The 15065-nt window shown below is 57.7% G+C and carries 16 protein-coding genes; 3 read left to right on the forward strand and 13 right to left on the reverse strand.

Translation table 11 applies throughout. The features are described from left to right. Nucleotides 1-41 precede the first annotated feature (41 nt). From ACSQ13_RS15565 to ACSQ13_RS15585, 5 genes are all read right to left on the reverse strand, one after another. Nucleotides 42-665, reverse strand: coding sequence for a DUF1523 family protein (locus tag ACSQ13_RS15565; protein WP_176251063.1), 624 nt, complete (start codon nucleotides 663-665; stop codon nucleotides 42-44). Between the two features lie 14 nt (nucleotides 666-679). After that, entirely contained in the window at nucleotides 680-946 is a 267-nt protein-coding gene (locus ACSQ13_RS15570) for a hypothetical protein (protein WP_176251064.1), read from the reverse strand. A gap of 86 nt (nucleotides 947-1032) precedes the next feature. Beyond that, nucleotides 1033-2118, reverse strand: a complete 1086-nt coding sequence (locus tag ACSQ13_RS15575; protein WP_176251065.1) for a sensor histidine kinase — start codon at nucleotides 2116-2118, stop codon at nucleotides 1033-1035. A gap of 244 nt (nucleotides 2119-2362) precedes the next feature. Beyond that, nucleotides 2363-3586 carry an aminopeptidase P family protein gene (locus ACSQ13_RS15580; RefSeq protein WP_295510554.1) on the reverse strand — a complete coding sequence of 408 codons (1224 nt, stop codon included), beginning with the start codon at nucleotides 3584-3586 and terminating at the stop codon, nucleotides 2363-2365. Nucleotides 3587-3705: 119 nt separating this feature from the next. Then, a complete protein-coding gene (locus tag ACSQ13_RS15585; RefSeq protein ID WP_176251067.1) occupies nucleotides 3706-4497 on the reverse strand; it encodes an alpha/beta hydrolase in 792 nt (263 codons plus the stop codon). A gap of 93 nt (nucleotides 4498-4590) precedes the next feature. On the opposite strand from ACSQ13_RS15585, the gene ACSQ13_RS15590 reads away from it, so the two are divergent. After that, nucleotides 4591-6063, forward strand: coding sequence for an NAD-dependent succinate-semialdehyde dehydrogenase (locus ACSQ13_RS15590; RefSeq protein WP_176251068.1), 1473 nt, complete (start codon nucleotides 4591-4593; stop codon nucleotides 6061-6063). A 44-nt stretch (nucleotides 6064-6107) separates the two neighbouring features. Here ACSQ13_RS15590 and ACSQ13_RS15595 read toward each other — a convergent pair whose 3' ends face one another. The 7 genes from ACSQ13_RS15595 to ACSQ13_RS15625 all read right to left on the reverse strand — a co-directional run bounded on the left by ACSQ13_RS15595 (nucleotide 6108) and on the right by ACSQ13_RS15625 (nucleotide 13405). Then, on the reverse strand, nucleotides 6108-7328 hold the full coding sequence (locus tag ACSQ13_RS15595; RefSeq protein ID WP_176251069.1) for a PLP-dependent aminotransferase family protein: 1221 nt from the start codon (nucleotides 7326-7328) through the stop codon (nucleotides 6108-6110). A gap of 152 nt (nucleotides 7329-7480) precedes the next feature. Continuing rightward, nucleotides 7481-7951, reverse strand: a complete 471-nt coding sequence (locus tag ACSQ13_RS15600) for an Hsp20 family protein (RefSeq protein ID WP_176251070.1) — start codon at nucleotides 7949-7951, stop codon at nucleotides 7481-7483. A 167-nt stretch (nucleotides 7952-8118) separates the two neighbouring features. Continuing rightward, nucleotides 8119-8907, reverse strand: a complete 789-nt coding sequence (locus ACSQ13_RS15605) for a trypsin-like serine peptidase (RefSeq protein ID WP_176251111.1) — start codon at nucleotides 8905-8907, stop codon at nucleotides 8119-8121. A 107-nt stretch (nucleotides 8908-9014) separates the two neighbouring features. Further along, nucleotides 9015-10364 (reverse strand): glycolate oxidase subunit GlcF, encoded by a 1350-nt coding sequence (gene glcF / locus ACSQ13_RS15610; protein ID WP_295510559.1) that lies wholly within the window; start codon nucleotides 10362-10364, stop codon nucleotides 9015-9017. 46 nt (nucleotides 10365-10410) lie between these two features. Continuing rightward, nucleotides 10411-10776, reverse strand: coding sequence for a hypothetical protein (locus tag ACSQ13_RS15615; RefSeq protein ID WP_176251072.1), 366 nt, complete (start codon nucleotides 10774-10776; stop codon nucleotides 10411-10413). Then, nucleotides 10773-11891 (reverse strand): FAD-binding protein, encoded by a 1119-nt coding sequence (locus ACSQ13_RS15620; RefSeq protein ID WP_295510562.1) that lies wholly within the window; start codon nucleotides 11889-11891, stop codon nucleotides 10773-10775. The genes ACSQ13_RS15615 and ACSQ13_RS15620 overlap by 4 nt, the downstream gene beginning before the upstream one ends. A gap of 65 nt (nucleotides 11892-11956) precedes the next feature. After that, on the reverse strand, nucleotides 11957-13405 hold the full coding sequence (locus tag ACSQ13_RS15625; protein ID WP_176251074.1) for an FAD-linked oxidase C-terminal domain-containing protein: 1449 nt from the start codon (nucleotides 13403-13405) through the stop codon (nucleotides 11957-11959). A gap of 81 nt (nucleotides 13406-13486) precedes the next feature. On the opposite strand from ACSQ13_RS15625, the gene ACSQ13_RS15630 reads away from it, so the two are divergent. Together ACSQ13_RS15630 and ACSQ13_RS15635 are read left to right on the forward strand one after the other, a co-directional pair. Continuing rightward, nucleotides 13487-14179 carry a DUF599 domain-containing protein gene (locus ACSQ13_RS15630; protein WP_176251075.1) on the forward strand — a complete coding sequence of 231 codons (693 nt, stop codon included), beginning with the start codon at nucleotides 13487-13489 and terminating at the stop codon, nucleotides 14177-14179. 42 nt (nucleotides 14180-14221) lie between these two features. Then, nucleotides 14222-14578 carry a hypothetical protein gene (locus ACSQ13_RS15635; RefSeq protein ID WP_295510567.1) on the forward strand — a complete coding sequence of 119 codons (357 nt, stop codon included), beginning with the start codon at nucleotides 14222-14224 and terminating at the stop codon, nucleotides 14576-14578. A 2-nt stretch (nucleotides 14579-14580) separates the two neighbouring features. Here ACSQ13_RS15635 and rlmH read toward each other — a convergent pair whose 3' ends face one another. Beyond that, nucleotides 14581-15051, reverse strand: a complete 471-nt coding sequence (rlmH, locus tag ACSQ13_RS15640; protein WP_176251077.1) for a 23S rRNA (pseudouridine(1915)-N(3))-methyltransferase RlmH — start codon at nucleotides 15049-15051, stop codon at nucleotides 14581-14583. Nucleotides 15052-15065 lie beyond the last annotated feature (14 nt).

A 15065-nucleotide genomic window follows, 5' to 3' on the forward strand; every position in this document is an offset into this window, starting at 1 on the left:
CGGGGGCTGGCCCCCTCCTGCCTTGCCAAAACGCGCAGCGGTTACTTTTTCCAGCTGGCGATCCAGCGTGAAAAACGTCCCTGCCGTTCCGCAAAATCATCCTCAATACGCTCCAGCGTCGGGTCGATCCGCTGTTCCCTGAACCTGCGCCACCGCACCCAGATCGCATAGACGAAGGCCGCGAACAGCGTCAGGATGATGATATTCAAAAACGGTATGCCCTTTGACACATCCGGTCCGGCGACAAGCCGCACTGAAATCGCATTCGGAAAGATCGACATGAACTCGTTGCGCCAGCCGTAATGCTTGAGCGCAACATATTGCGGCGCGCCCGAACCAGACTTCAGATCCGATGCCTCTGCCTGCAAATTAGTCGTGTCAAACTTGAAATAGGGTGGCCATCCCCAGCCGGTATCTTCGTTGCGATACACCATCACATCGCCTTTGGCGCGGCGGGTCTGGATGAAAAACACATCGCGGTTGCCCAAGGTATTGTTGTTACCGACGTCAGCATTCGACCAAAAGATCGAATTTTCGCCAAAATCAATCCGCTTTTCATAGGTGTCGGTGATCCGCACAATATCGACCTGCGGCAGCGTATAGTGAAAGAACGCGGCGACGATCGTCCAGATTGTGATCCAGAACGCCCATTTGATAATCCCCATAGTGCCGACTTTCCCTAACTGAAGTTGGTGAGGTAGATAATTAGCACGACCAGCACCACTGGAACAATATAGACACCCCAGATCAGTTTACGACGGATCGAGCTGTCATATCTCTTGAGCCCTCGTTGCACGAAACTGTCCATATCCACAAGGCGCGGGCCGCTCCGCCATTTCTGACGTAATTTGCCACGGCGGATACGGCGGGAATACATCGACAATCCAATAAAGATCACGGTCAACACAACAAAGCCGACCACAATCAGTTGAAGTAACGCAAGCATAGGTGAACGCCTCTCTGTCGTGATCCGGTTACGGGCCCAATCTTGACGCCCGCGGCACGAGGATCAAGCCCTAGACACAACCTATGTCAGTCTTTGACGGGCCACACGACGGTAATCTCGCAGCCAGTGTCGCGCTCCGGCGTCAACAATTCGCCGCCCAACTGCTGTGCAGCCGCCAGCAAGATACGCATCCCAAGGCCGGTGCCGGGTGTTTGCACCGCGGGGATACCGGGGCCGTCGTCAATGCAGCTCAGGTGATAGAACCCACCGGTATGTTTGCCCGTCACATTGAACGTACCGCGTGTGCGGCCCGCATAGGCATATTTCGCGGCGTTGGTCATTGCCTCGTTCACGAACATCCCGACTGACGACGCAGACCGCGACGAAAGCCTGCATTGCCCGATCTGCGCATTGACGGTCACGCCATCGGGCATTTGTTCCTGTGTTGACCTTACGACCTTTGACAGGAACGCAGACACATCAACAAAAGCAGAACTATCTGTCAGATACAGCGCTTCGTGCAGGCGGCTGATCGTTGCCAGACGCCCCTGCACCGCATCCAATGCAGCGCGGGCTTGGGGTGATTGTTCGGTTCTGATCTGCAACCTGATCAGCGATTCAAGCGACTGGAGCGAATTCTTGACCCGGTGATCGACCTCTTTGCGCAGGATTTCAGCATCGGCCAGCGCCTTGCGCAGCTCGATCTGCCGCATGGCTTGTCGCGCCAATACCTGAAGCGCATTGCGCTGGAAGTCATTCAGCTCACGCGGTCGCTGATCCAACACGCACAGCGTCCCGAGCGGCAGCTTTCTGCTGTCCTCAAGAAGTGCACCTGCGTAAAACCGGATTGAATCCTCGCCCGTGACAAATTCATTATCGACGGTGCGGGGGTCAGCCGACGTATCGCCAATTTCCAGATAATCATCGCCTGCAATGGCATGGGCGCACATGCTGCTTTCGATTTTGCTGCCCGGTATCTCAAGCCCGACCTTTGCCTTGAACCATTGGCGATCCGTATCAACCAAGGAAATCAAGGCAATCGGAACGTTGCAAATCTCGGCGGCCAGCCGAGTGATTTCGTCAAAGCCATCATCGGGGGCGGTATCAAGGATGTTATAGTCCCGCAGCAACGCAAGCCGCATTTCCTCTTGTTCGATCAAGGTCGCTTTCATGGGAACTACTCAAACTCTAGTGTTATCAAAATGACTGAATGTCTGAGCAGCAAGCGTTTAGTGCAATCGCGTCAGGGTGAACGAACTGACGTTAAAAAATAAAGAAATGTTATCGCGCGTCAAGCACCTTGGCGGGTGGCGGGGAAACGCACAGAAACCCCATGGACAGCGTAATTCCAGCCCTGAAACCGGCCCAAGCGGCATTGGCTGATCGCCAGCGCCGCTTGGGTTCCGGGTGCAGATATCAGCCTATGACGTTCGTTTCCGGCCCGTAGGGGAAGCCGGTAATGTTGTCGTTGCCATCGTCGGTGATCACCAAGATGTCATGTTCGCGGTATCCGCCTGCGCCGGGTTGATTGGCCCCGACAGTCAGCATCGGCTCCATCGAGATGACCATGCCCGGTTCCAGCACGGTGTCGATGTCTTCGCGCAGTTCAAGCCCTGCCTCGCGACCATAGTAATGCGACAGCACCCCAAACGAATGACCGTAGCCAAAGGTGCGGTATTGCAGCAGATCGCGTTCCTCGAAGAAATCATTGATCTTATGGGTGATGTCGGCGCAGCTTGACCCCGGTTTCAGCAGGCTCATCCCGTATTCATGGGCGGCGACGTTGGCCTCCCAAATCTTCAGGCTGGCGGCATCGACTTCGCCTGCAAACATCGTGCGTTCCAGCGCGGTGTAATAGGCCGAGATCATCGGGAAGGTGTTCAGCGACAGGATATCGCCGCGCTCCAACTGGCGTGCGGTCACGGGGTTATGCGCGCCGTCGGTGTTCAGCCCCGACTGGAACCAGACCCAAGTGTCGCGGTATTCGGCATCGGGGAAGCGTTTGGCGATCTCAAGCTCCATCGCGTCACGGCCGGCCATGGCGATGTCGATTTCGCGCGCACCGACCTTGACCGCATCACGAATGGCATAGCCGCCCACATCGGCCACCTGTGCCGCCTGACGGATCAGGGCGATTTCCGCCTCTGACTTGTGCATCCGCTGGCGCATCGTGGTCTCGAACAGGTCAACCATGACGACTGGCGCAAGGAAATCCTCAAGCTTGTCGCGCTGCATCAGGGTCAGATGGTCACCCTCGTAGCCGATCACGCCCCCCTTGCCCGTGACAGAGGCAACAGCACGCCAGTAGTTATCGCGCTGCCAGTCGGTGTAGGTGATGTTATCGGCAAAGCTGCGCCGCCACGGCTGGCCCGCGTCGATACCTGCCGAAATGGTCACACAATCGGTGTCTGTGACGACCAGACCGTAAGGCCTGCCAAAGGCGCAATACAGAAAGCCCGAATAATAGGCGATATTGTGCATCGACGTGAAGATAGCAGCCGTGACACCCGCGCTTTCCATCCGCTCGCGCAGCTCTTCCAGACGCGCCTCGTATTCCGCAGCATCAAAGGGCAACGGGGATTTCTCTCCGTTGTGAAAACGATACATGTCGGGGCGCAAAACTTTAGATGTGTTGGTCATTACAGACCCTCCCTTGCAGAAAGGTCCCGGCGTTCAGGACGCAAGGGCCCATATTCAGGACGACGCCATCGTCCCAGCCCAAGCATCCTTTCGCCTATTTTCGCAAACCGATCAAGGGGTCACTTAATGCCCAGCAACGCTTTCATCATGTCGCTATCGGGGTCTTCCAGAAGGTCGATGATGTCAAAATGATGCCGCCCTTCGACCGCTGTCATCTTGGCCCCCCAAACCCGAGAAAGCTGCTCTGCCTGTTCGATAAAGGCGGGGCGTTCATCGGCACCGACCCAGATTGTGACATTCACCCCATGCGGGGGGGTCATGTTCACGGGGCTTTCGGCAGCGGCTTCGGCCTCGTCCAGCTGCAAAATCTCGTTCATCGAGGTTTGCAAAAGCGGCGTCAGATCGGCAACAGGCGAGATCGAAACAATGTTGGCGATCCGTTCGCGCACATCCCCCGGCAAGATCAACGGATCGGTCATGCGTGCAACCAACTGCCCTCCGGCAGAGTGGCCCACCAGTGAAATCCCGCCCTGGGTCCGCTTGGCAACATCTGCCAGCCCTTTGGCAACCTGGGTTGTGATCTGGCTGATCCGCACATTGGGGCACAGGTCATAGCCGATCATTGCAACCGCATATCCGCGGGACAAAGCCCCGGCCGCCAGATGCGACCAGTCAGAGGGCGCAAAGGCCTTCCAATATCCGCCATGCACAAAGACGACCGTGCCGCGTGATACCCCTTCGGGTTCGAAAAAATCATAAACTTCGCGGTCGGTCGGGCCATAGGAAATGTTCTTTTGCGCCCGAAATCCCAACTTTTTGCGGAACGCTGCTGCCGCCTTTTGCCAGCGGGGCGGATAATCTTCTGCACCCTCGATATAAGCGGCATTGGCATAGGCATCATCTAACTGCATTTGGGTCTCCCTTAACGCTCCATAACAAACTGGAACTAGACAATCATAGCGAATGTTGCTTTGGGTTCCACAAACAAAAGCGGAGAGATCAAAATGACTGACGCAAAGACAGACCTGAAATCCATGCTAAAAGACCCCAGCCTGCTGGAAACCCGTGCCTATATTGGCGGCAAATGGGTGGATGGTGACGATGGAACCTTTGATGTGACCAACCCTGCGCGCGGGGATGTGATTGCCAAAGTTGCCAACCTAAGCCGCGCCCAAGTCGCAGGCGCGATCGCCCAGGCTGAGAAAGCCCAGAAAGAATGGGCATCCTGGACCGGCAAGGAACGCGCAGGCGTGATGCGCAAGTGGTTCGATCTGATGATGGAAAACCAGGACGATCTGGGTGCCATTCTGACCGCCGAACAAGGCAAACCACTGGCCGAAGCCAAGGGCGAGATCGCCTATGGCGCGTCGTTTATCGAATTCATGGGCGAACAGGCCAAACGCGTGTACGGTGAAACCATCCCCGGCCACCAGCGCGACAAGCGTATCACCGTGATCAAGCAGCCCATCGGCGTTGCGGCATCAATCACACCGTGGAACTTCCCCAACGCGATGATCACCCGCAAGGCCGCACCTGCACTGGCCGCTGGCTGTGCATTCGTTGCGCGCCCTGCTGCCGAAACGCCGCTGTCAGCCATCGTCATGGGTGTGTTGGCCGAACGTGCGGGCATCCCTGCGGGCGTGTTCAACGTGGTGCCGTCGTCGTCCTCCTCTGCCATCGGCAAGGAATTCTGCGAGAACCCCGCCGTGCGCAAGCTGACCTTCACGGGATCGACCGAAGTCGGCCGTATCCTGATGAAGCAAGCTGCCGATCAGGTTATGAAATGCTCGATGGAACTGGGCGGCAACGCCCCGTTCATCGTGTTTGACGACGCCGATCTGGATGCCGCCGTCGAAGGTGCAATCCTGTGTAAATTCCGCAACAACGGTCAGACCTGCGTGTGCGCCAACCGGATTTATGTGCAGGCCGGTGTCTATGACGCTTTCGCCAAAAAGCTGAAGACAGCGGTTGAAAAGCTCAAGGTCGGTGACGGCTTTGAAGAAGGCGTGACCCTTGGGCCGCTGATCAACCCCGCCGCTGGCGAGAAAGTCAAAGAGCATATCGAGGATGCGAAATCCAAAGGTGCCCAGGTGATTCTGGGCGAAGGTGGCGATATGAACGGCAACTTCCTGCCGCCCACAATCATGACCGGGGTCACCCAGGACATGATGGTCGCGACCGAAGAAACCTTTGGCCCGCTGGCACCGCTGTTCAAGTTCGACACCGTCGATGATGTGATCGCCATGGCCAACGACACGATCTTTGGTCTGGCGTCCTACTTCTATGCCAAAGACCTGAGCCGCGTTTACAAGGTCGCAGAGGCGCTGGAATACGGCATCGTGGGCGTGAACACCGGCATCATCTCGACCGAGGTCGCACCGTTCGGCGGCGTCAAGCAATCCGGTCTGGGCCGCGAAGGCAGCCACCACGGGATCGAGGATTACCTCGAGATGAAATACATCTGCATGTCGGTCTGATCGGCATATGCGGGCGGCGGGATGATCCTGCCGCCCGTTTTCGTTCAGGCGTCCAGCGCTTTGGTGATCAGATTGCCCAACCGCTTGATGCCTTCGGCAATCTTGGCCTCGTCCGAGGTTGCATAGCTGAGCCGCAGCGTGTTGCGCCCTGACCCGTCGGCAAAGAACGCATGACCGGGCACAAAGGCGACCCGTTCTGTTTTCAGCGATTCGGCCAGCAAATCGGCCCCGTCCAGTGTGTCTGGCAATGTCACCCAGATGAACATCCCGCCTTCGGGTTTGGTCCAACTAACGGCCTCCGGCATGTGCTCTTCCAATGCCTTCAGCATCACATCACGCCGCGCACTATAGGCGCTGCGGATTGTGGCAACATGGCTGTCGAAATGCTGTTCGGCCACCTGAGTAATCGCGATCTGATTCAGCGTCGCGCTGTGCAAATCCGCCGCCTGTTTCATCAACACAAGCTGGCTGATCACCGGCATCGCGGCACAGACCCAACCGACCCGCAAACCGGGCGACAAGGTCTTGGAAAAGCTGCCGCAATAGATCGTGCGACACGCCTCAAGATCACCGCCCTTGCGCGCGGCCTCAAGCGCCAGAATCGGCGGGATCGCCTCGCCATCGAAACGCAACGCCTGATAGGCGGCATCTTCGATCACCGCGATCTCCATCTCGTCGGCCAGATCGATGACGCGCTCGCGGGCGGCACGGCTGACGGTGGCACCAGTGGGGTTGGCGAAATCAACCGACAGATAGGCGAATTTGGCCTTGCCGCCCGCCGCCTCAGCCTCTGCCGCGTAATCGGCACCGGAGCGGTTGCTCAGCGGGTCCAGCTTGTCATAGCGCGGCTCGTAGGCGTTGAACGCCCCCAAGGCACCCAGATAGGTCGGCCAGCCGACCAAGGCGGTGTCACCGGGCGACAAAAACAGCTTGCCCAGATAATCCAGCGCTTGCTGTGAACCCGATGTGATCAGGATGTTGTCCGGCGTTGCGGGAATGCCGATTTCCTGCATCTGTTTGGCAATCCAGACGCGCAGCGGTTTATGGCCTTCGCTGGTGGAATATTGCAAGCCTTGCGCGGCCATCGGGCCGGTCAATGCCTCGGCAAATGCGTCTTGGAACGCTTGCTTTGGAAACAGGTCAGGGTCGGGAATACCGCCCGCAAAGGATATGATATCGGGTTGATCCAGCAGCTTTAACAGCTCGCGGATTTCAGACGCTTTCATGCGTGTCGCGCGAGTGGCGAAGATTTCTTGCAAGGACATAGGACACCCCTCCCCGGATGGTTTTGAGCACATTGCTGCGGGGACAAATTCAAGTCAATATATATGACCTAAAAGGGATGACAGAAATGCAGCACAAACCCAAAAGACCCGAGGCAATGCCCCGGGCCAAATTCGTCTCGCTTGCGTGATGCTTAGTTCACCGACTTCGCATCAACCACGTCTTTTTCGATAGAACGGGGGCTCCCTGAAATCTGGATCTGGCGTGGCTTCAGTGCTTCGGGCACCTGACGTTCCAGATCGATATTCAGCATGCCATCAACATGGGTCGCACCGGTCACTTGGACGTGGTCGGCCAGATGGAAGCGGCGCTCGAAAGCACGGGTCGCGATGCCACGGTGCAGGTACTGCCGCTCTGTTGCGTCATCCGCCTTGCGGGCAGAGACGATCAGCGACTTCTCACGCACTTCGACATTTAGGTCGGCCTCGGAAAAACCGGCGACAGCAATCGAGATACGATAGGAATCGTCGTCGAATTTTTCAATGTTGTAAGGGGGGTAGCTGTTTTGTGCGACATCATTGGTCGCGACGCGATCCATCAGATTGGCGATTTGGTCAAAGCCGACTGTGGAACGATAAAGCGGTGCAAAATCAAAATTACGCATAGGTGTTCATCCTCGTTTGAGCGATTTACATATCCGGACCTTCCGTTGCGGACAGGCCCCAGTTTCAGTCCCAAAACCCTATCTAGGCATCTTGGTGAAACTGATGTGGGGATGGATAAATGCGGTTTCAAGGGGCTGATCGCAGCGCGATCAAAGCGAAATTCGGCCTAGGGTTTTACGAATTTTGCACCGGTTGTGCGGCGGCGGTCTGATGCCGTCACTGTTTTTTGCGCGATGCCGGGCTTGTGATAAACACCTTTGCCCGCGACCAGCTCGGCTTGCAGCAACGCAAGGGGCGTCCCCAATGCCGTGCCCAATGATACCTGCTGGCCGTCAACTTGGGCCTTGGCCGAAACCACCGAAACGATTTGTGGAACGCCGTTTTCAAAAGTGAATATCGGCGCGCCACTTGATCCGAAATCGACGGAACATGTGGTCACCAGAACACCTTCCTGACGCGCCAGAACGCTGCAAACTTCTTGCAGGGACGGGGCCTCGGAACGGTCTTTGGCATAGCTGACCACGCCTAACTTGTCGCCCCGGCGCGGACGGGCGGCGGTCTCGAACGGGACGATTGTGGTGTTCTGGATCGCGCGATCCAGTTCAAGCAGGGCCAGATCGTTGCGCACCCGTTCGGAGGACACGACCCCGTCATAAACATAATCCGGATGCACCACGGCGCGGCGGATATTGCGGTAGGCCCCGGCACGACCATTGCGCCACCCCGCAAGGAACTCGACCTCGCTATGGTCAATACGTTGCTTTGTGTCGCGATCAAACAGGCAATGGGCCGCTGTCAGAACAAGACGCGGCGCGATCAGCGCACCGGTACAAAACCCCGTTCCCCCGATATCAAGCCTGCCGACGGCCTCCCAATCACGCGCATCCACACCGCTATCCAGCCGGCGCAAATGGCCGTCTTGCGACAATGCCGCCGTTGCAACGGTCAAGGACATCAATGAAAGGGCAACCCAACGTCGCACGGCAAGGCTCCCTACCTTTGGAATTCGCTCTGAGTGGATCTATGAAGTAATCGAAAGATAAGGCAGAATTAGGGCGATATTTACCGTAGCTTGGGAATTTCACCTTTCGGGTCATATTCCCGTGCCAGCGCAGGCGGTTTGGGGCCACCGCTGGCCCAATCCAGCAGTTCGACCGTGTGAACGACAGGGATACCTGCGGCAGACCCGATCTGCATCATGCAGCCGATATTCCCTGCGGCAATCACATCCGGGTTCTTGGCCTGCAACGTCTTGATTTTACGATCTTTCAACTGCTTCGATATCTCTGGCTGCATCAAGTTATACGTCCCTGCCGACCCACAACATAAATGCGAATCTACCGGTTCGACGACGGTAAAACCGGCCTGCTTCAGCAAATCCTTGGGAAAGGTTTTGATCTGCTGGCCGTGTTGCAACGAACAGGCCGCATGATAGGCAACAACCATCCCCTGATGTGCGGGTTCAGTTGGCGCAACGGTGCCGGTGACATCGGCTGTGTTCAGATCAATCAGAACCTCTGACACATCACGCGCGATCGCTGAAACCCGCGCGGCATCTGCGGCCAAAGGATCATTGCGGAACATATGCCCGTAGTCTTTCACAGTGGTGCCGCAGCCCGACGTGTTGATGACAATCGCATCCAGCCCCTGCCCGTCAATCTCGGCGCACCACGCCTTGATATTCTTGGCCGCTGTTGCATGGCTCTCATTGGTTTTGCCCATGTGATGGGTCAACGCGCCACAGCACCCCGCCCCTTCGGCCACCACAACTTCGCAACCCAGCCGTGTCAGCAGACGGATCGTGGCATCGTTGATGTCGGTGTTCAGCGCCTTTTGCGCACACCCCGTCATCAGCGCCACCCGCTTTTTGCGCGCCCCTTGGGCGGCAAAGCTTTGCGGATCGTCATTGCGACTGACAGGCGGAATGGTTTTCGGAGCCATCTCGAGCATGGCGCGCAGCCGCGCATCCGGCATCAACCGTGCAAAGGGCCGCCCGATCTTGGCCCCCAACAGGGCCAACCGAAACCGTGTCGGATAGGGCAATATCCGCGCCACTATCCAACGCAAGGCACGGTCGCTGAAAGGCCGTTTATACCGCTGCTCGATATAGTCACGGGCATGGTCCACCAGATGCATGTAATGCACACCCGACGGGCAAGTCGTCATACAGGCAAGGCACGACAAACACCGGTCGATATGTTTTACTGTTTTGGCATCCGGATCACGGTCGTTCTCCAGCATGTCCTTGATCAGGTAAATCCGCCCCCGAGGGCTGTCCAGCTCGTCCCCCAACACCTGATAGGTCGGGCATGTGGCCGTGCAAAACCCGCAATGCACACAGGCGCGCAATATCTCGTTGCTGCGTTTGATCGCAGGGTTTTTCATCTGCTCTGGGGTGAATGTGGTTTGCATGGATACTCCGGCGATTAAAGGTCATGGACCATAGGCATCTGAAAGGTCAGGCGGCGACAAGGCTGGCCCAGGCCAGCCCGAACCAGGGAATTGTGGTACCGATGGCCCCCAAAACAGCAGTCCAACGCCGTGTTGAAGGGCCGGGATGGGCGCGGCGCAGGGCTTGGGTGCCAAAGGCCAGCACGCCGATCCAGCCCAGCCAGATCAGCAAAAGGCTGACCCCCGCCATCAGCATGTCGTCGCCCCAGCTTTTTGTCAGCCCATAGCGGATTGCAAGGGCGCAGGCGGCGCAGACAAAAGTGAAGACTGCCAGAAACCATGTGCCGCTTTTCGACGGCGGTCTTTTCGTCAGCGCGCGAAAGATCAGCGGCCCCACGACAAAGACAAGGAAAAAGAGGGCAATCAACGTCACGCTGCGTGCTCCATCAGGCCGGCGTTGAAAATGCCCCTTGGATCAAACTGTGCCCGCAACCCTGATGTCAGTCGCGCCAACCCGGCAGGTTCGGGGTGGAACATACCCAAGCGGGCTTTGGTTTCCACATCGGCCCGAACAAGCGTCGCATGGCCATCAAACGGCCCCAACGCGGCGCGCAGATCATGGCCAGCGTTCGCCAGCAGCCAGATCAACCCGCCAGCCCAGTCATAGAACCACGCCTGCGCACCTGATCGTGCAGCAAGCGCAGGCCCGTCAGACGGTTTGCAGGATACGCGCCACACATCGCCGGGCTTTCCCTGAAACGCCGCCACATCGCGGGTTTGGGCCCATAGTCTGTCAGAATCTGCTGCTCCCTGAACATCAATCTCGGCACCTGTTGCCGACAACAGCGTGCGCAGCTTGTCCATTCGGTAGGTGACCGACGTCTCGAACCCTTCAATCCGCAACATCGTATTCTGCGCGGCAGGATCATGGGCCGCACCTGTTACTTCAAACGGACTCCCAAGCGCGTTTGCCATTGCCGCAACGCCGCGCACATCATCCAACCCATGCAAGACTAACGTGGCTTGGGTTTCAGGTCTGGGCAGCACCTTAAGCGACACCTCGCTGAGCACCCCAAGTGTGCCAAAAGACCCCGCCATCAGCTTGACCAGATCATAGCCGGTCACGTTTTTCATCACCCGCCCGCCGTTTTTGACGACAGTGCCGCGCCCGTCAACATACCGGACACCCAACAGAAAATCGCGCGCGGCCCCGACCGAAATGCGGCGTGGTCCGCTTACATTTGCAGCCATCACACCACCAATCGTCGGTGTGCCCTTGCTCCCCAGCAAGGCCCGGTGATCCATCGGCTCGAAGGCCAAACGCTGGTTTTCCTTGGCCAGCGCTGCCTCGATCTCGGCCACGGGCGTGCCTGCCTCGGCAACGACGGTCATCGCACCGGGCTCGTACAAGGAAATCCCGCTTAGCCCCGCAACCGACAGGACCGTCCCGCCCGCAGGAACACCGCGTGTGCCGCCACCCTGAACGGCCACCGGCCCACCAGCGCCTTTTACCGCATCCACAAGCGCTTGTTCTGAAGTGATGTCCATTCTTCTCTGGCTCCTAAATATCCAATTCCGACCCTGCGCCAAAACCACAGCGGCCAGCGTTCAGCCTATTCCGCGGCAAGCTGTACCGCGCGGCGGCTTTCCGAGGCGTCCAATGGAAATACCTTGGCCGGGTTCAACAGCCATGCAGGGTCGAACACATCCTTCACGGCCATCTGGGCATTCAGATCGGCCGCCGCATATTGCACATGCATCAGATCGCGCTTTTCAATGCCAACGCCATGTTCGCCCGTCAAACAGCCGCCCACTTCGACGCACAGCTTCAACACCTCGGCCCCGAATTCCTCGCACAGCTCCAGATCACCGGGCTTGTTCGCGTCGAACAGGATCAGCGGATGCATGTTGCCGTCACCTGCGTGAAACACATTCCCGACCTTCAGCCCGTAATGGTCGCTCATCTCGCCGATACGTTTCAGCACATGCGGCAAGGACGACACGGGGATCGTTCCATCCAGACACATATAATCGTTGATCTGACCCATCGCCCCAAAGGCAGACTTGCGGCCCAGCCAGATTTTGGCACTTTCTTCGGCGGATTTGGACTGGCGCAGCTCGACCGGGTTATGCCGGCGCGCGATCTCGGAAATCAGCTCAAGCTGGTGATCAATCTCGGCATCCGATCCCTCGACCTCGACGATCAGCAAGGCTTCGCACATCGGATACCCGGCTTTGGCAAAGGCCTCGGTCGCCTCGATACAAGGGCGGTCCATGAATTCGATCGCAACCGGCAGCACGCCCGCCTTGATGATGTCGGACACACAGGTGCCCGCGACTTCGTTGTCGTCAAAGCCGATCAGAACGGGCCGCGCGCCTTCGGGCTTGTGCAGGATGCGCAAGGTGGCTTCGGTCACAACGCCAAGCTGCCCTTCGGACCCGCAGATCAGCCCCAACAGATCAAGCCCCCCCGCATCCAGATACGCGCCGCCGACGTCGATGATTTCACCATCCATCAACACCATTTTCACGCCCATCAGATTGTTCGTGGTCACGCCGTATTTCAGACAATGCGCCCCGCCCGAATTCATCGCGATATTGCCCGCAATGGCGCAGGCAAGCTGGCTGGACGGATCAGGTGCATAAAAGAAACCGTGTTCCTCGACCGCGCCGGTCACGCTCAGGTTTGTGCGGCCGGTCTGCACGCGGATGATGCGGTTTTCGTAATCGGTTTCGATCACGTCATTCATGCGCGCCACACCCAGAATAACACAATCGGCTGTCGGCAGCGCCCCGCCAGCAAGCGATGTCCCCGACCCGCGCGGCACGACGGGCACACCTTCTTCGTGGCAGATGCGCAGCACATCGGACACTTCCTGGGTCGATGACGGCAGCACAGCAACCATTGGTGGGCATTTATAGGCGGTCAGCGCGTCGCATTCGTAAGCGCGGGTTTCGCGCTCATCAAAGATCACGGCATCAAAGGGCAAGACCCCCTGCAACCGCTCAACAACCCGCGCTTTGCGGGCCATGATTGCCGGGTTGGGAATTGGCATTTCCATCGAGCACCTCCAATTTGGTAAAATAATATGACCAATTTATGCCATTGGCAAGCTGGAACCGTAAGGCGTATGCATCATTGCATGACTTGGATGGATCGCATCACCCTTTTTGGGCCCCTAGATAGCGCAGCGCTGGCGTGCATTTTCGCCGTTTGGGTCGTCATTGGCTGGATGATTGAAAACGCAGGCTCCAAACGCCCTTCCATGTCACAGCTCATGGCGGCACATCGGCGCGAATGGATGGTTCAGCTGATCACCCGTCAACCACGGATCTTTGATGCCCATATTCTGGGCACGCTCCGCCAAAGCACCGCATTTTTCGCCTCAACCAGCGTCATCGCTTTGGGGGGTACATTGGCGCTGCTTGGCAATTCCGAACAGATGGCAACGGTCGTCGAAGATTTATCTCTGACCGACCTTCCCACAATCGTGTGGGAGATCAAGATGCTGCTGCCGCTGTTCTTTTTGACCAACGCATTCCTGAAATTTGTCTGGTCAAACCGGCTGTTCGGCTATTGCTCTGTTCTGATGGCGGCTGTGCCAAACGACACGCAAGACCCGCGCGCGCCGAAACTGGCGTCGAAAGCCGCCGAGATCAACATCACCGCAGCGCGGAGCTTCAACCGCGGGCTGCGGTCGCTTTATTTTGCGCTGGCAAGTCTGGCTTGGCTGGTCGGGCCCATTCCCTTGGCAATTGCCGCGATTGTTACTCTTATTATCATCTGGCGGCGTGAATTCACCTCGGAGTCTCGGCGCATCCTCTTGGAAAGCTGATGTCGACGCCCTATGTCTGAGGCTAATAGTATTGGTGGAATTATGTTTAAGACTGCAATTACCCTCGCAATGATCTTAACTGCGCAGGCAGCCGCCGCAGACAACCCCGTGATTCAAAACGTCCACGCCAACCAGTCCGGCGGGCTTTGGACATTTGACGTTACCATCAGCCACGGCGACGATGGGTGGGGCCATTTCGCCGATGCTTGGCGGATTCTTGATAGTTCGGGCAAACAGATCGCCGTTCGCGAACTGATCCACCCGCATGTTGACGAACAGCCCCTCACACGGTCGCTTTCGGGCATAGCGATTCCCGCAGGCACAGCCGAAGTGGGCGTTCAGGCCCGTGACACCGTTGATGGTTGGGCAAAAGACATCAAAAAAGTGAAGCTCAAGTAAGCTTAGATCCGATGGTACGGGCCACCGGATAGGATCGAGGCCGCGCGGTACAATTGTTCGGTCAGCATCACGCGCACCAGCATATGCGGCCAGACCATTTTGCCAAATGACACTGCGTGATCCGCGTCTTTGCGCAGGTCTTTGGCGATGCCATCCGCGCCGCCAATGACAAATGCCACGTCGCCGCGGCCCTGATCGCGCCACCCGCCAAGCCGGTTCGCAAAATCGGGTGACGATTCGACCCCTCCGCGTTCATCCAGAACGCAGATCAGGGACCCGTCAGGAATAGCGCGGCGCAGCAAAGCCGCTTCCGCGGCCATCCCGCCGTTTTTCTTGTCTTCGACTTCGAGGATTTGTGCAGGCCCAAGGCCCAATGCGCGACCCGTTCGATCAAACCGTTTCAGGTAGTCGTCGATCAGGTCTTTTTCTGGTCCGGCGCGCAAACGCCCGACCACACAGATATGAACGCGCATACCAAAAAGCCTTG

The sequence above is a fragment of the Sulfitobacter sp. SH22 genome (assembly GCF_965641905.1).
GTDB lineage: Bacteria > Pseudomonadota > Alphaproteobacteria > Rhodobacterales > Rhodobacteraceae > Sulfitobacter.

What these genes read in the sequence shown, in the direction of transcription:
- ACSQ13_RS15565 (WP_176251063.1), bottom strand. Translation starts at nt 665, where the DNA reads ATGGGGATTATCAAATGGGCGTTCTGGATCACAATCTGGACGATCGTC.
- ACSQ13_RS15570 (WP_176251064.1), bottom strand. Translation starts at nt 946, where the DNA reads ATGCTTGCGTTACTTCAACTGATTGTGGTCGGCTTTGTTGTGTTGACC.
- ACSQ13_RS15575 (WP_176251065.1), bottom strand. Translation starts at nt 2,118, where the DNA reads ATGAAAGCGACCTTGATCGAACAAGAGGAAATGCGGCTTGCGTTGCTG.
- ACSQ13_RS15580 (WP_295510554.1), bottom strand. Translation starts at nt 3,586, where the DNA reads ATGACCAACACATCTAAAGTTTTGCGCCCCGACATGTATCGTTTTCAC.
- ACSQ13_RS15585 (WP_176251067.1), bottom strand. Translation starts at nt 4,497, where the DNA reads ATGCAGTTAGATGATGCCTATGCCAATGCCGCTTATATCGAGGGTGCA.
- ACSQ13_RS15590 (WP_176251068.1), top strand. Translation starts at nt 4,591, where the DNA reads ATGACTGACGCAAAGACAGACCTGAAATCCATGCTAAAAGACCCCAGC.
- ACSQ13_RS15595 (WP_176251069.1), bottom strand. Translation starts at nt 7,328, where the DNA reads ATGTCCTTGCAAGAAATCTTCGCCACTCGCGCGACACGCATGAAAGCG.
- ACSQ13_RS15600 (WP_176251070.1), bottom strand. Translation starts at nt 7,951, where the DNA reads ATGCGTAATTTTGATTTTGCACCGCTTTATCGTTCCACAGTCGGCTTT.
- ACSQ13_RS15605 (WP_176251111.1), bottom strand. Translation starts at nt 8,907, where the DNA reads ATGTCCTTGACCGTTGCAACGGCGGCATTGTCGCAAGACGGCCATTTG.
- glcF (WP_295510559.1), bottom strand. Translation starts at nt 10,364, where the DNA reads ATGCAAACCACATTCACCCCAGAGCAGATGAAAAACCCTGCGATCAAA.
- ACSQ13_RS15620 (WP_295510562.1), bottom strand. Translation starts at nt 11,891, where the DNA reads ATGGACATCACTTCAGAACAAGCGCTTGTGGATGCGGTAAAAGGCGCT.
- ACSQ13_RS15625 (WP_176251074.1), bottom strand. Translation starts at nt 13,405, where the DNA reads ATGGAAATGCCAATTCCCAACCCGGCAATCATGGCCCGCAAAGCGCGG.
- ACSQ13_RS15630 (WP_176251075.1), top strand. Translation starts at nt 13,487, where the DNA reads ATGACTTGGATGGATCGCATCACCCTTTTTGGGCCCCTAGATAGCGCA.
- ACSQ13_RS15635 (WP_295510567.1), top strand. Translation starts at nt 14,222, where the DNA reads ATGTTTAAGACTGCAATTACCCTCGCAATGATCTTAACTGCGCAGGCA.
- rlmH (WP_176251077.1), bottom strand. Translation starts at nt 15,051, where the DNA reads ATGCGCGTTCATATCTGTGTGGTCGGGCGTTTGCGCGCCGGACCAGAA.